General features: G+C 71.7%; 13 protein-coding genes. 7 read left to right on the forward strand and 6 right to left on the reverse strand.

The features are described from left to right. Nucleotides 1-68 precede the first annotated feature (68 nt). Together OG406_RS22165 and OG406_RS22170 are read left to right on the forward strand one after the other, a co-directional pair. Nucleotides 69-722, forward strand: coding sequence for a rhomboid-like protein (locus tag OG406_RS22165; protein ID WP_329187361.1), 654 nt, complete (start codon nt 69-71; stop codon nt 720-722). Nucleotides 723-732: 10 nt separating this feature from the next. Continuing rightward, complete coding sequence (locus tag OG406_RS22170) at nt 733-2,139, forward strand: NAD(P)/FAD-dependent oxidoreductase (RefSeq protein ID WP_329187363.1); 1,407 nt, start codon at nt 733-735, stop codon at nt 2,137-2,139. Between the two features lie 32 nt (nt 2,140-2,171). On the opposite strand, the gene OG406_RS22175 is transcribed toward OG406_RS22170, so the two are convergent. The 3 genes from OG406_RS22175 to OG406_RS22185 form a co-directional block, all read right to left on the reverse strand. Beyond that, nucleotides 2,172-3,602 (reverse strand): MFS transporter, encoded by a 1,431-nt coding sequence (locus OG406_RS22175; RefSeq protein ID WP_382753249.1) that lies wholly within the window; start codon nt 3,600-3,602, stop codon nt 2,172-2,174. Nucleotides 3,603-3,751: 149 nt separating this feature from the next. After that, on the reverse strand, nt 3,752-4,735 hold the full coding sequence (locus OG406_RS22180; protein WP_329187365.1) for a zinc-binding dehydrogenase: 984 nt from the start codon (nt 4,733-4,735) through the stop codon (nt 3,752-3,754). A 183-nt stretch (nt 4,736-4,918) separates the two neighbouring features. Then, a complete protein-coding gene (locus OG406_RS22185) occupies nt 4,919-6,085 on the reverse strand; it encodes an NAD(P)-binding protein (RefSeq protein ID WP_329187367.1) in 1,167 nt (388 codons plus the stop codon). A 149-nt stretch (nt 6,086-6,234) separates the two neighbouring features. On the opposite strand from OG406_RS22185, the gene OG406_RS22190 reads away from it, so the two are divergent. After that, nucleotides 6,235-6,936: a pentapeptide repeat-containing protein gene (locus tag OG406_RS22190; RefSeq protein WP_164372117.1), complete on the forward strand. Its 702-nt coding sequence runs from the start codon at nt 6,235-6,237 to the stop codon at nt 6,934-6,936. Here OG406_RS22190 and OG406_RS22195 read toward each other — a convergent pair. Continuing rightward, nucleotides 6,933-7,433, reverse strand: a complete 501-nt coding sequence (locus OG406_RS22195) for a hypothetical protein (protein ID WP_081217946.1) — start codon at nt 7,431-7,433, stop codon at nt 6,933-6,935. The two genes, OG406_RS22190 and OG406_RS22195, sit on opposite strands and share 4 nt — an antisense overlap. Before the next feature lie 472 nt (nt 7,434-7,905). Here OG406_RS22195 and OG406_RS22200 point away from each other — a divergent pair, with 472 nt between their 5' ends. Then, a complete protein-coding gene (locus OG406_RS22200; protein WP_443067099.1) occupies nt 7,906-9,327 on the forward strand; it encodes a M1 family metallopeptidase in 1,422 nt (473 codons plus the stop codon). A gap of 64 nt (nt 9,328-9,391) precedes the next feature. Here the strand turns inward: OG406_RS22200 and OG406_RS22205 are convergent, their stop codons facing one another. Then, nucleotides 9,392-9,967, reverse strand: coding sequence for a TerD family protein (locus tag OG406_RS22205; protein ID WP_164372115.1), 576 nt, complete (start codon nt 9,965-9,967; stop codon nt 9,392-9,394). A gap of 192 nt (nt 9,968-10,159) precedes the next feature. Between OG406_RS22205 and arfB the strand changes: the two genes are divergently transcribed. Then, nucleotides 10,160-10,588 carry an alternative ribosome rescue aminoacyl-tRNA hydrolase ArfB gene (gene arfB, locus OG406_RS22210; RefSeq protein ID WP_081217943.1) on the forward strand — a complete coding sequence of 143 codons (429 nt, stop codon included), beginning with the start codon at nt 10,160-10,162 and terminating at the stop codon, nt 10,586-10,588. Nucleotides 10,589-10,637: 49 nt separating this feature from the next. Here arfB and OG406_RS22215 read toward each other — a convergent pair whose 3' ends face one another. Beyond that, entirely contained in the window at nt 10,638-11,147 is a 510-nt protein-coding gene (locus OG406_RS22215) for a flavin reductase family protein (protein ID WP_081217942.1), read from the reverse strand. 534 nt (nt 11,148-11,681) lie between these two features. Here OG406_RS22215 and cdgB point away from each other — a divergent pair. After that, nucleotides 11,682-13,379 carry a diguanylate cyclase CdgB gene (gene cdgB, locus OG406_RS22220; protein WP_081217941.1) on the forward strand — a complete coding sequence of 566 codons (1,698 nt, stop codon included), beginning with the start codon at nt 11,682-11,684 and terminating at the stop codon, nt 13,377-13,379. 116 nt (nt 13,380-13,495) lie between these two features. Further along, entirely contained in the window at nt 13,496-14,479 is a 984-nt protein-coding gene (locus OG406_RS22225) for a carbohydrate-binding protein (RefSeq protein ID WP_164372114.1), read from the forward strand. The last annotated feature ends 40 nt before the right edge of the window (nt 14,480-14,519 follow it).

Raw genomic sequence — 14,519 nt, forward strand, 5'->3', positions numbered from 1 at the left:
GGCTGGTTCCCGATGGCGCCGGAACGCCGGTCACATAAGGGACACTACTGACATGGCTGAAGCTGACCATGCGCGGTGAGCGAGTTGTCCACAGGGTGTGGACATATGTGCGCGGCGCCCCCGGCACGTACATCTGGCTGGCGATCCTGTTCATCACCACGGTCGCGATGCATCACATGTCTCCGGATTTCGAAGCGGACTTCCTGCGGCAGCGCTCGACGAACCTGCACGAGCTGTCGAGCAACCCGGTGCGCGTGCTGATCGCCAGCGCGATGTGGATCGACGGCGGACGCTGGCTGCCGTACGCCGTGCTCTACACCGTCTTCCAGGCACCCGCCGAACGCTGGCTCGGCACCGCGCGCTGGCTCGCCGTGAACGCCGCCGCGCACGTGCTGTCCACGCTGATCAGCGAGGGTGCGCTGCTCTGGGCGATCCGGCACGGCGTGGCACCGCACTCCGAGGCCGACACCCTCGACATCGGGGTGAGCTACGCCCTCGCGGGCGTCGTCGGCGTGCTCACCTACCGGATCGCGGTCCCCTGGCGGTACGCGTACCTGGTGATCGTCCTGGCCGTCTACGGGGTCCCCTTCGCCACCGGGCGCACCTTCACCGATCTCGGGCATTTCACCTCCGTACTCATCGGTCTCGCCTGTTATCCGCTGGTCAGAGGGCGGGGAAAAGCATGGAATCCGAAGGAGACAGTGAGCGCGTTCAGGGGTTAACGTCCCGCTCATGAGCAGCTCGGCAGGCAACGCCGTGAACGGCGGCATCTCCTTCTGGTACGCGGACGACGGCTTCCCCGCCCCCCGGGAACCACTGCCCGGCGACGCGACCGCCGACGTCGTCGTGGTCGGCGGCGGCTACACCGGACTGTGGACCGCGTACTACCTGAAGAAGGCCGCGCCCTTCCTGCGGGTGACCGTCCTGGAGCAGAAGTTCTGCGGCTACGGCGCCTCCGGGCGCAACGGCGGCTGGCTCTACAACGGCATCGCGGGCCGTGACCGCTACGCGAAGCTGCACGGCAAGGAGGCGGCCACCCGTCTCCAGCAGGCCATGAACGACACCGTGGACGAGGTCGTCCGGGTGGCCGCCGAGGAGGGCGTCGAGGCGGACGTCCACCAGGGCGGTGTCCTCGAAGTGGCCTACACGCCGGCCCAGTTGGCCCGGCTCAAGGCCTTCCACGCGCACGAGCTGTCGTACGGCGAGAAGGACCGCGAGCTGTACGGCGCGAAGGAGACGGCCGAGCGGATCCGGGTCGCCGACGCGGTCGGCTCGACCTGGACACCGCACGGCGCCCGGCTCCACCCGGTCAAACTGGTCAAGGGCCTCGCCGCCGCGGCCGAGGCCCTCGGCGTGACCATCCACGAGCAGACCCCCGTGACGGAGATCCGCCCCAAGCACGCGGTCACGCCCTACGGCACCGTCCGCGCCCCCTACATCCTGCGCTGCACCGAGGGGTTCACCGCGAACCTCAAGGGCCAGAAGCGCACCTGGCTGCCGATGAACTCCTCGATGATCGCGACGGAGCCGCTGACCGACGAGCAGTGGGCGGCCATCGGGTGGGAGGGCCGGGAGACCCTCGGCGACATGGCGCACGCGTACATGTACGCCCAGCGCACCGCCGACGGCCGCATCGCGCTCGGCGGACGCGGCGTCCCGTACCGCTTCGGCTCGCGCACCGACAACGACGGCCGCACGCAGCAGGCCACCATCGACGCCCTGTACGAGATCCTCGTGCGGCTCTTCCCGCCGCTGACCGGCGTGCGCGTGGCCCATGCCTGGTCCGGCGTCCTCGGTGTCCCGCGCGACTGGTGCGCCACGGTCACCCTGGACCGCTCGACGGGCCTCGGCTGGGCCGGCGGATACGTCGGCTCCGGCGTCGCCACCACCAACCTGGCCGCCCGCACCCTGCGCGACCTCGTGCAGCAGGACTCCGGCCAGGCGGGTGCCACCGAGCTGACCGGCCTGCCCTGGGTCAACCACGCGGTCCGCAAGTGGGAGCCGGAACCGTTCCGCTGGATCGGCGTGCACGGCATGTACGCCACCTACCGCACCGCCGACCGGCGCGAACGGACCACCCACAGCGCGGAGTCGTCCCGGCTCGCACAACTGGCGGACCGGGTGGCCGGCCGGCACTGAGACCCGGTCCGACCGCCGACCCGCGCCGGCGGTCAGACGACGGGCTCCGGGACCGGCGCGTCCGTGGTGGTGTGCTTCGGCGGCTTGGCCGTCACCATGAGGCCCGCGATCAGGCCCGCCGCCAGCATGATGCCGACGGCCCACCAGATGGCCACCGTGTAGCCGTGCACGACGCCCTCGCGCACGATCAGGTCCTTCTGGGCGGGGTTGCCGAGATGGGCGGCGACGTAGGCCGTGGTGCTGGTGGTGGCGATGGTGTTCAGCAGGGCCGTACCGATGGAACCGCCCACCTGCTGCGAGGTGTTGACCGTCGCGGAGGTCACGCCCGAGTCCTGGGGGGCGACCCCGGCGGTGGCCGTGGCGAAGACCGGCATGAAGGTCAGGCCCATCCCGAGACCCAGCAGGAGCAGGCCCGGCAGCACTTCTCCGGTGTAGTCGGACTCCACGGTGAGCTGGGTGAAGAACAGCATCCCGCCCGCCGCGAGGATCATGCCCGGCACCATCAGCATCCGCGGCGCCAGATGCGGCAGCAGCCGCGCCGAGATCTGCGTCGAGCCGATGATGATGGCGACGGTCAGCGGCAGGAACGCGAGACCGGTCTTCACCGGCGAGTACCCGAGGATGACCTGGAGGTAGTAGGTCATGAAGAGGAACACGCCGAACATGCCGATGACCGCCAGGCCCATCGTCAGGAAGCAGCCCGCGCGGTTGCGGTCCTTGATGATGTGCAGCGGCAGCAGCGGGCTCGGGGCCCTCTTCTGCCACCACACGAACGCGGCCAGCATCGCGACACCGCCGATGAGCAGGGTCAGCACCACCGGGTCCGACCAGCCGCGCGGCTCCGCCTCGCTGAACCCGTAGACGATCGCGACCAGTCCGCCGCAGCCGAGGATCGCGCCGGGCACGTCCAGCCGGACGTTCTTGTGGCCGGGCCGGTCGTGCAGCAGCCCGAGGGCGCCGAACACCGCGATGATCGCGATGGGGATGTTGACGTAGAGGCACCAGCGCCAGTTCAGGTACTCCGTCAGCAGACCGCCCGCGATGAAGCCGATCGCCGACCCCGAGCCGGCCAGCGCACCGTAGATGCCGAAGGCCTTGCCGCGCTCCTTCGGGTCGGTGAACGTCGTCGTCAGCAGCGAGAGCGCGGAGGGCGCCAGCAGCGCCGCGAACGCGCCCTGGAGCGCGCGGGCACCGAAGAGCATGGCGGACGTCGTCGCCGCGCCGCCGAGCGCCGAGGCACCGGCGAAGCCGATCAGGCCGATGATGAACGTCCGTTTGCGGCCGACGAGGTCCGCGACCCGTCCGCCGAGCAGCAGCAGACCGCCGAACGCCAGCGTGTAGGCCGTGATGACCCACTGCCGGTTGCCGTCGGACATGTGCAGGGCGCTCTGCGCCGAGGGAAGCGCGATGTTCACGATCGTCGCGTCCAGCACGACCATCAGCTGCGCGAGAGCGATGATCACCAACGCCCACCAACGGTGGGTGTCCTGACCTGCGGGGACACTGGGTTCGCCTGTCCGGGTGGCACTCACCCGCTCAGAAGACCATGGATCGGCACGGGTCGCATCTCCGGACGAGACGGCCTCGGACGACGCCTTTCCCGGGCTCGTCGTCATGGCTCCAGCACCACCTTCCCGATCGTCGCCCTGCTTTCCAGGGCACGGTGTGCGGCCGCCGCCTCCGCCAGCGGGAAGCGGGTCACGGCCGGGCTGAGCCGCCCGGACGCGGCCTGCGCGAGAGCCCGCAGTTCCAGGGTCCGTACGGGATCGGGGCCGCCCGCCCGCCGCATCATCACGGGCCCGAGCACCTGCTCGGACACCCCCTCGACCAGGTACGGGGAGCCGTCCCGGATGCCCTCGCCCGACCAGCCGAAGACCACGTGCCGGCCACCCGGTCCGAGCAGCGCGACGGCCTCCCGGGCGACCTCGCCGCCGACGCCGTCGAACACGACCGTCGCCGGCCGGCCGCCGAGCTGTGCGCGGACCTTCTCCGACCAGCTCGGTTCGGTGTAGTCGACGGCGTGGTCCGCGCCGTTCGCGCGGACCCGGGCCACCTTCTCGGGGGCGCCCGCGAGACCGATCACGGTCGCGCCCCGGTGGTGCGCGTACTGCACGAGCAGCGTGCCGATGCCGCCGGCCGCCGCGGGCACGACGACCACGTCGGCGGGCCCCGGCTCGGCGAACTGCACGATCCCCATGGCGGTGCGGCCGGTTCCGATCATGGCGACGGCCTGCGCGAAGTCCAGGTTCTCCGGGATGTCGTGGACGCGGTCGACGTCGGTGACGGCCAGTTCGGCGTAGCCCCCGGGCGCGAAGCCGAGGTGGGCGACGACCCGGCGGCCGAGCCAGAGCGCCGCGACGCCCTCGCCGAGGGACTCCACGGTCCCGGCCACCTCCCGCCCGGGGATCGTCGGCAGGACGGTCGGACCGGGCGCCGGACCGCCCCGCATGCCCTCGCGCAGGGCCGCGTCCAGGAGATGGACCCCCGCGGCGGCCACGGCGATCCGCACCTGCCCCGGCCCCGGCACGGGGTCGTCGACGCGCTCGTGGACAAGGTGATCGGCGGGCCCGAAGGTGTGCAGTCGGATGGCGTGCATCGGGGACTCCTCAAGAAGGTCGCAGAGGCGGACGAGGGCGGGCACGGCGTGTCCGTGCCGGGCCGGGCCGTGCCGCCCGATGGGGGTTCGACAGCCCGGAAGCTCGGACCGACAACCCGGAGGCGACAACCGGGAAGGCGTCTGCCGTCTGCCGTCTGTCGTCGGGTTCACCACTCTCCGACCTCAAGCGCGCTTGAGGTCAAGACGCTCGCGGATGCGCAGGGCCAGCGCCACCGCCTCCAGCGCACTGTTGAAGGACACCTCGGAGAGCACACCGGGGGCGGCCACCTGGTCGCCGACGAGGTAGACGCCGTCCCCGCGGTCGATGGAGGGCCGGTCCCGCCAGCTCGTGCCGGGCGGATCGACCGCGCCCGTACGGCCGCTCGCCACCGACTCGCGCCGCCAGGTGACCCGTTCGCGCCAGCCCTCGAAGGCGAGGTCGAGCAGGTGCTCGGCGCGCGCCACCCCGTCGGCCCCCGACTCCTCCGGCGCGATCGGGATCTGCCCCTGGAGGAGCTGCTCGCCGGCCGGGGCGAGCGTGCGGTCCCGCGCCGTGAACCGTTCGATCCAGCCCGGCGCGTCCAGGTCGGAGACGGCGAACGCGTCACCGCGCCGGCTCGTCAGCGCCAGGTCGATCAGCGCGGTACGGCCGCTCGGCCAGGTCAGCGACGCGTCCCCGAGCAGGCGCCGGGCGGAGGCGAGCGAGGTGGCGACGACGACCGGTCCCTTGCCCACCGGCAGCCGGTCCACCCGGGCCAGCGTCTCCATCCGCACCCCGAGGTTCCAGGCCCGGCCCGCCATCCGGTCGATGACGTTGGCCCAGCCGCCCCGCGGGCAGTTCGCCTCCGGGGGCAGCCGCATGGCCCGGCGCAGCCGCTCCTGCACGAACGCGGCGGACAGCGATCCGGGGTCGTGGTGGAAGAGGGCGACGGCCGCGTAGTTGGCGGCGGCCCGCGCACCCTCCGCTCCGGCCTGCCCGGTCGCCCAGGTCATGAAGTCCACGTCCTCCGGCGCCTGTTGGCAGGAGCGCCGGAGCAGCTTGAGCATCGCGAAGGGCGGAGTGCGGCGCAGCGCGCCCTTGTGGTGCAGCCGCAGCCGGGCGGCCTCGCGGGCCGGTACCGGCGCGAGCGGTCCGATCAGGTCCCGCTGCTTCAGCCACGTCCAGTGCGGGCCCGCGCTGTACAGGGCGTGCGGGCCCTCGTTGGTCCGGTAGGGGCCCTCGGCGGTCCGGGCCCGCCCGCCGAGGGTGTGGTGGGCCTCGTGGACGGTGACGCTCGCGCCGGCCTCCGCCGCGGTGATCGCGGCGGTCAGTCCGGCGAAGCCGCCGCCGATGACGGTGATGCGGTCCATGGCTGGAGGTCTCCTCGTGCTCGGGGTCCGAGAGGGCTCTGACAGCGGGCCTTTCTGTGAAGAGGACCGATCGGAGGCCCCGGAATGTGACATGGGCCGGGTTCGCGCAGGCCAGGGCGTTTGTCAGTGGGGGAGGGCAGGATGGGGGCATGGCGAGGAGAGTTGCGGGCGGGTCCGGTGCGAAGGCGTCCGGCGGGGGAGTCAAGGCGGCCAGGCGGCCCGAGCTGCGGCTGCCCGCGCTGGAGCCGTTCGAAGGCGGGGAGTTGGAGCCGGACGGCGACTATGACGGGCTGGAGTTCAAGGACACGGACTTCGCCGGGCAGGACGGCGGGGGAGCCCGCTTCATGGACTGCGCGCTGACGGGCTGCGCGCTGGACGAGACACGGCTGCACCACGCGCGCGTGCTGGACTCGGTCCTGACGGGGATAAGGGGTGTGGGCACCGACCTCGCCGAGGCGATGCTGCGGGACGTCGAGGTGATCGACGCGCGCCTCGGGGGCGTGCAGCTGCACGGCTCCGTGCTGGAGCGGGTGGTGGTGCGCGGCGGGAAGATCGACTATCTGAACCTGCGCACGGCGCGGCTGAAGGACGTCGTCTTCGAGGGCTGCGTCCTGGTCGAGCCGGACTTCGGGGGCGCGCGCCTGGAGCGGGTGGAGTTCGTCGACTGCGTCCTGAAGGGCGCGGACCTCACCGGGGCGACGCTGACGGACGTGGATCTGCGGTCCGCGGCGGAGCTGGACATCGCACGGGGCGTGGACCGGCTGGCGGGCGCGGTCATCGGCACGGCCCAGCTGCTGGACCTGGCACCGGTACTGGCCGCCGCACTGGGCGTCCGGGTGGAAGGTCCCTAGGAGACGCGGGGGAAGCGGGCCTGGAGGGTCCAGATCGCCGGGTTCTCGGCGAGGTCGTCGTGCAGGTCGGTCAGGTCGGCCAGCAGGTCGTGCAGGAAGTCACGGGCCTCGCGGCGCAGCGCGGTGAACGAGAAGGTCAGCGGCTCCTCCTCGCGCCGCATCCAGTCGGCCTCGATGTCCACCCAGCCGAAGCGGCGCTCGAAGAGCATGCGGTCGGTCGACTCGGTGAAGTCCAGCTCCGCCTGCTGGGGCCGGGAGGCCCGGCTGCCGAGCGGGTCGCGGTCGAGCTGCTCGACGATGTCGCACAACGCCCAGGCGAAGTCGAGCACCGGCACCCATCCCCACGCCGTGGACACCTCGCGGTCCGCCTTGGTGTCGGCGAGGTAGACGTCCCCGCAGAAAAGGTCGTGCCGCAGCGCACGGACGTCCGCGCGGCGGTAGTCGGTCTGCGGCGGATCGGGAAAGCGGTTGGACAGGGCATAACCAATGTCGAGCACGTAGAAGATGGTGCCACGCCCCCCAGCCCCCGAACGCCGGTGATGTTTCAGGGCCACGGGGAACGGCGCCCCCGCCCCCCACCGGCGGGGCGCAGCCCCGGGAACGCGGGGAGCTGTAAAGGGGCGCGGGGAACGGCGCGACAAGCCCCCACCGGCGGCCGGGCGATTCGACGACGCTGCGCAGGGGCGGGGGCGCAGCCCCGGGAACGCGGGGAGCTGTAAAGGGGCGCGGGGAACGGCGCGCCCGGCCCCCACTGGCGGTCGGGCGATTCGACGACGGTGCGCAGGGGTGGGGGCGCAGCCCCGGAACGCCGGGGGTTGCAAAGGGGCGCGGGGAACGGCGCGACAAGCCCCCACCGGCGGCCGGACGAATCGACGACGGGGCGCAGGGGCGGGGGCGCAGCCCCGGGGACGTCGGTTGCCGCTCAGGCCCCCCGACCCCCCGACCCCCCGGCCCCCTAGGATCACGAACGTGCCCCGACCCCCCGGCATCACCCCCCTCACCCTGGCCCGCTCCCTCTGCCTCACCCTCGTCCTCGGCCTCACCGCCTGCGGCGGAGAAGGCGTGCACGGCAAGCCCGGCGCGGCCGGCGTCCACGACCCGTACTTCCCGAAGTCGGGCAACGGCGGCTACGACGTCACGCACTACGGCCTGACCCTGTCCTACGACCCCCGCGGCAAGCGCCTCACGGGGACGGCCGACATCACCGCGCGGGCCCTCCAGAACCTCAGCGCCTTCCACCTCGACCTGCTGGGAATGAACGTCTCCGACGTCACCGTCGAGGGGCGGAAGGCCCGTTGGAGCCGCGCCGGCCAGGAACTGACCGTGCGCCCCGCCGACGACCTCGACAAGGGGCGCACCTTCCGGGCGACCGTCCGCTTCTCCGGCAGCCCCCGGACGATCACCGACCCGGACGGTTCCAAGGAAGGCTGGCTGCGCACCGCCGACGGCGCCCTCGGCCTCGGCGAGCCGACGGGTTCGATGGCCTGGTTCCCCGGCGACCACCACCCCTCCGACAAGGCGTCCTACGACGTCCGCGTCAGCGTCCCCGAGGGCCTCCAGGCCGTCTCCAACGGGGAGTTGAGGAGCGAGACGACCAGCGGGGGCCGTACCACCTACGCCTGGCACACGGCCGAACCGATGGCGAGCTATGTCGCCACCCTCGCGATCGGCCACTACGACATCACCCGCTCCACGACGAAGAAGGGGCTGCCCGTCTACGTGGCGGTCGACCCCACCCAGGCCAAGGCGAGCAGAAAGGTGCTCGCGGGCATCCCCGGGATCATCGACTGGGAGGCGTACAACTTCGGCCCGTACCCCTTTTCGTCCACCGGCGCGATCGTGGACCGCGCCGACGACGCCGGCTACGCCCTGGAGACCCAGAACCGCCCCGTCTTCCCCGGCGCCCCCGACACCGCGACCCTCGTCCACGAACTGGCCCACCAGTGGTTCGGCGACTCGGTCACCCCGAAGTCCTGGCGCGACATGTGGCTCAACGAGGGCTTCGCCACGTACGCCGAGTGGCTGTGGCAGGAGGACCACGACGGCGAGAGCGCCGACGAGATCTTCCACGCGCTCTACAAGGGCGACTACTACGAACCGGCCGACAACAGCGAGATCTGGGCCTTCCCGCCCGCCGACCCGCCGGACGCCGCGCACATCTCCGACCCGCCCGTCTACTACCGGGGAGCGATGGTCCTGCACAAGATCCGCCGGCTGGTCGGCGACGACGCCTTCTACGACATCGTCCAGGGCTGGGCCGCCACGCACCGCCACCGGAACGCCGACACCGCCGACTTCACCGCCTACGTCGAGAAGTCGGCGCCGGACAAGGACTTCAGCGGGATCTGGGACCACTGGCTGCACGGCGAGGGCCGGCCGGACCACCCGTGAGCGCGGCGGACACGCGAGGAGCCCCCGGCCGCCGGCCGGGGGCTCCTCGCGTCGTGCGTCGGGATCAGACGTTGACGCCGAAGTCCTGCGCGATGCCGACGAGGCCCGAGGCGTAGCCCTGGCCGACCGCGCGGAACTTCCACTCCGCGCCGTTGCGGTAGAGCTCGCCGAAGACCATGGCGGTCTCGGTCGCCGCGTCCTCGGAGAGGTCGTAGCGGGCGATCTCGGCGCCGCCGGCCTGGTTCACGATGCGGATGTACGCGTTGCGGACCTGGCCGAAGTTCTGCGAGCGGGTCTCCGCGTCGTAGATCGAGACCGGGAAGACGATCTTCTCGACGTCGGCGGGCAGGCCCGCCAGGTTGACGTTGATCGCCTCGTCGTCGCCCGCGCCCTCGCCCGTCCGGTTGTCACCGGTGTGGACGATGGTCTGGTCCGGGGTCTGCTTGTTGTTGAAGAAGATGAAGTGGCCCTCTGAGTAGACCTTGCCCTCGGGGTTGACCGCGATGGCCGAGGCGTCGAGGTCGAAGTCGGTGCCCGTGGTGGTGCGGACATCCCAGCCGAGGCCCACGGTGACGGCGGTCAGGCCCGGAGCCTCCTTGGTGAGCGAGACGTTGCCACCCTTGGACAGGCTTACAGCCATTGTTGGGAGTCCCTTCCCTCGTTGCGTACGGGCTTCGTACTGAGGACGAAGCTACCGTCACCTCTATGAACGCCAAGGGGGGTCCCATAGGTTCCGCCTGTCTTTACTTTCTTTGCCAAAGTGTTCCGGGGCACTCGAACGGCCGCTGAAAACGGGGTGACGCGGACCGGCCGGGCACGGGACCATGGACCCATGTCCGGTCCCTATGTCATCCGCGGCTCCGTCTCCCTGCCCGAGGCCGAGCTGATGTGGCGTTTCTCGCGCTCCGGCGGCCCGGGCGGGCAGCACGTCAACACCAGCGACTCGCAGGTCGAGCTGCGCTTCGACCTAGCGAACACCGAGGCGCTGCCGCCTGTCTGGAAGGACCGCGCGCTCGCCAGGCTGGAGGGGCGCCTCGTGGACGGGGTCGTCAGCGTCCGGTCCTCCGAGCACCGCTCCCAGTGGCGCAACCGCGAGACGGCCGCCGTGCGCCTCGCGTCGCTGCTCGCCGAGGCGACCGCCCCGCCGCCCAAGCCGCGCCGCGCCACCCGCATCCCGCGGGGCATCAACGAACGGCGGCTGCGCGAGAAGAAGCAGCGCTCCGACACCAAGCGCGGCCGCACCGGCCGCGACTGGGGATGACTGAGGACGACTGGGATAGGGCCGGGGCCGCGCGGGCTCGCCGGGGCCGTCAGCCCAGGTGCCGGTAGCGGCCCTTGAAGTAGGTCAGCGGGCCGCCGTCCTCGCTCGGCACCCGGGCGGTCAGGACGCGGCCGATGACGAGGACGTGGTCGCCCGCGGTCACCCGCTGCTCGGTGCGGCACTCCAGGGTCGCCAGCGAACCGCCCACCAGCAGGGCCCCGGACGCCTCGCCGCGCACGTACGGGATGTCCTCGAACAGGAGCCGGTCGCTGATGCGGCCCTTCATCGCGAAGCGGCCCGCGATGTGACGCTGGCTCTCCGAGAGGACGGACACCCCCCACAGGGGCTGTTCGTCGAGCAGATCGTCCATCCGGGAGCCCTCGCGCAGGCTGACCATGACGAGCGGCGGGTCCAGGGACACGGACATGAAGGCCGTCGCGGTCATGCCGACGTCCTCGCCGCGCGGCCCGTCGGCGGCCAGCGCGGGCTCGTACGCGGTCACCAGGACCACACCCGCGGCCAGCCGGGACATGGCGGCGCGGAACTCGTCGTTGCTCACCCCCTCAGCATGCACGGGCGGGGTGGGCGGAGCGGCAGCGGGAGTCGTGAGCACGCCGAAACGCTAGTCTCCGCACCTGGGACCGCACATCGGACCTCTGCCCGAACCGGGACCTAGGTCCGGGGGCGGAGGGGAGCGGAGGGGAGGGGGCGTGCGAGGGGAAGACGGGGCCTGGAGGCCGTACGCTCAGGCCTGTTCATCCAGCGGGCACAAGCGTGCACAGGGTCTGCACACCAGACCGACAATGCGGTCGATAAACGGGCGCTGAAATGCAGAAACTCCACTCAATTGCTCATCTTCCGCTGTGACTTGAGTCACAGGAGCCATATTTTGTTGACCCTGTGTACCGAGTGGGGAGCGCGCTGTGATTCAGTGGCGGAGACGCCATGCAGGAAGCTACCAAGCAGTACGCCGTGAGGGTCCTCACGGCGAGCACCGCCCGGTCGCCAAGGCCGTAGTCAGCAGAGCACCGAAGAGCACCTGGGTACGCCGAGAGAACCCTGGAGTTGCTGCGAGGTCTCGAGGGGAGGGCGAATGGAGACCGAGTCGGAGCCCTACGTCCGTCTTGCGACCCTGCGGCAGCTGCACCAGGTGATGGCGGACATGAACACCGCCCGCAGCCTGGCCGACACGCTGCAGACCGTCGCCGACGGCGTGGTCACCGGGCTCGGCTACGAGCTGGCCTGCGTCAACCTCGTACGCCCCGACGGCGACCTCGTCGTCGCCGCCCTGGCGGGCAACTCCGCCGCCGAGGCCCTCATCACCGGCCGCGTCGGCTCCCGCACCTCCTGGGAGCGCCGGCTCACCATGGGCGAGGGCTGGGGCGACCTGCGGTTCATACCGCACACCGAGGGCTGGGTCCTGGACGAGGACGACGTGCCCCAGTGGTACACGGACGGTCCCGCACCGCGCTTCGAGGACGAGTGGCACCCCTCCGACCGCCTCTTCGCGCCGATGTACACCCCGAGCGTCTCCGGCGGCCACGGCGAGCTGATCGGCGTCCTGTCCGTGGACCGGCCGCGCAACGGCCGGCGGCCCGGCGCCTGGGGCCGCGAGGCCCTCCAGATGTACGCCTTCCAGGCCGCCATCGCGATCAGCAACGCACGGCTGCGCGCCAACATGCAGCGCGCCCTGGTCCGCCTGGAGCGCGAGCAGCAGGCCCTGCGCGCCAGCGAGGAGTCCTTCCGGCAGGCTTTCGAGTACGCGCCCTCCGGCATGGCGATCGCCGAGATGGGCGGTGACCAGCACGGGCGCATCCTGCGCACCAACGACGCCCTGTGCCGGCTGCTCGGGCGGCCCGCCTCCGCGATGCGCCGCTACTCCTTCTCCGACCTCGTGCACCCCGAGGACATCGGCACCCTGCTGCGCACCTCCGCCGAGGGCGGCCGGGCCGAGCTGCGGCTCGGGCGCCGCGACGGCACCTATGTCTGGGTCCACCTGCGCAACTCCGTCGTCGCGGACGCCGCCGACGGCCCGCGCTTCCTGCTCACCCACGTCGAGGACATAGAGGAGCGCAAGCGCCGGGAGCTCCAGCTCGCGCACCGCGCCTCGCACGACGCGCTGACCGGTCTGCCCAACTCCGCCGAACTGCGCTCCCGGCTCAGCTCCCGTCTCTGCGCCCGCCCGCAGTCCCTGCCGCCCGGCGCGGTCGCCTCACTGGACGCGGCCTACGGGCACGGGGACTTCGCGGAGCTGCCGGGCGCCGCCCACGACGGCCACCCCGCCTTCGACGGGAACGGGCACGGTTTCGACTTCCGGTCCGCCTCCGAGGCCTTCGACGCCTTCGACCACCACGTGCACACCATCGCCCCCGAGGGGGAGACGGACGACGGCACGAAGGGTCTCGCGGTGCTCTTCTGCGACCTCGACGGCTTCAAGTCGATCAACGACCGGTTCGGGCACAACGCGGGGGACGAGGTGCTCATCGAGGTCGCCCGCCGGCTGACCCACGGCGTCCGTGACGGCGACACGGTGGCCCGGCTCGGCGGCGACGAGTTCGTGGTCCTCGCCGACGGTCTCGGCCGGGCGGACGCCCAGGACCTCGCGGTCCGGCTGCGGAACGCGATCATCCCGCCCATCAGGGTCGACGGGCGGGCCGTGCGGGTCGGCGCCAGCTTCGGCATCGGGTGGGCACACTGCGGCATGACGGCGGACGAAGTGTTGAAATCCGCTGACGAGCGGATGTACGTCGAGAAACGATCACGTCCGAAACAACACAGGCGCGCGGGATAGCCCCAGGTCAGTGAGTCGGTGTGGTGAAGGCCCCCCGTTTGGCCCAGCGGGAGCGGGTAGGCTCGCCATTCATTCACGTACCGCATCTGAACCGCACCCGCTGAGGAGACCAAGGGATGACGCCCGGCAACAACGGCGCGAGCACGCCCGAGGACGACGACCCGTTCGGCTATCTGTACGCCGACGGTCAGGCCAACGGAGCCACCCCGCCGTCCGGAGGAGGTGGTGGCTACGGCTACCCCGGTTCGGTCAACCGGGTGCGGGCCGTCGGCGAGCGCCAGTACGGCCAGCAGCAGACCGCCCAGGGCCCCTACGGCCAGCCGAACGCCCCGACCGCCCCGTACGGCCAGGTGCCGCAGCAGCAGGGCTACAACCAGCCGAACGCGCACTACGCGGCCCCCGAGACCGTTCCGGGCGGACCCGTCACGACGCGCTCGCCCATGCCCGGTCACGGTGACGGCGGCGGGCGCGCCGGCGGCCCGAACACCAAGGGCCTCCTCATCGGCGCGATCGCCGTGGTCGCCGCCGTCGTGATCGGCATCGGCGTCGCCATGCTCGGTGGCGGCGGGGACGACGACAAGAACGACGCGGCGGCGGACCCCACCTCCACGGCCTCGCAGAGCGCCTCTCCGAGCCAGTCGGCGTCCAAGGCGCCGGGCGGTGCCATGGACCCGAAGGAGATCGACGCCAAGGCGTTGAACCTCGGCACCGGCGTGAGCACCGCCTCCGACGTCAAGGGCGCCCAGTCCGACGGCGGGGTCTACGTGGCCGGCCTGAACAGCCCGGGTGCCTCGGTCACCTGGACGGTCGACGGCGTCCCCAGCGACGGCGTCTACACCCTCTTCGCGCGCTACAGCGTGCCCGGCGCCGACCAGTCGATGACACTCACCGTCAATGGCAAGACCTTCGGCTCCAAGCTCAGCATGAAGAACTACGCGGACGCCGCCGACGGCGACTTCGCCAAGGGCTGGACGAAGACGTACGCCTGGCCCAGCCTCAACAAGGGCACCAACACGATCACCCTCTCCTGCGGGGACGGCGACAGCTGCAACGTGCTGCTCGACCAGTTCTCGCTGAAGAAGGGCCAGGTCAAGGACTAGGTTCCGGCCCGGACACCCGGGCCGCGAGCACCGGCCCCTG

This window comes from Streptomyces sp. NBC_01428 (assembly GCF_036231965.1).
In the GTDB taxonomy this organism is placed as follows: domain Bacteria; phylum Actinomycetota; class Actinomycetes; order Streptomycetales; family Streptomycetaceae; genus Streptomyces.

Coding starts and splice junctions, on each gene's coding strand:
- OG406_RS22225 (WP_164372114.1), top strand. CDS start 13,496: ATGACGCCCGGCAACAACGGCGCGAGCACGCCCGAGGACGACGACCCG.
- OG406_RS22190 (WP_164372117.1), top strand. CDS start 6,235: ATGGCGAGGAGAGTTGCGGGCGGGTCCGGTGCGAAGGCGTCCGGCGGG.
- OG406_RS22165 (WP_329187361.1), top strand. CDS start 69: ATGCGCGGTGAGCGAGTTGTCCACAGGGTGTGGACATATGTGCGCGGC.
- arfB (WP_081217943.1), top strand. CDS start 10,160: ATGTCCGGTCCCTATGTCATCCGCGGCTCCGTCTCCCTGCCCGAGGCC.
- OG406_RS22185 (WP_329187367.1), bottom strand. CDS start 6,085: ATGGACCGCATCACCGTCATCGGCGGCGGCTTCGCCGGACTGACCGCC.
- OG406_RS22170 (WP_329187363.1), top strand. CDS start 733: ATGAGCAGCTCGGCAGGCAACGCCGTGAACGGCGGCATCTCCTTCTGG.
- OG406_RS22205 (WP_164372115.1), bottom strand. CDS start 9,967: ATGGCTGTAAGCCTGTCCAAGGGTGGCAACGTCTCGCTCACCAAGGAG.
- OG406_RS22180 (WP_329187365.1), bottom strand. CDS start 4,735: ATGCACGCCATCCGACTGCACACCTTCGGGCCCGCCGATCACCTTGTC.
- cdgB (WP_081217941.1), top strand. CDS start 11,682: ATGGAGACCGAGTCGGAGCCCTACGTCCGTCTTGCGACCCTGCGGCAG.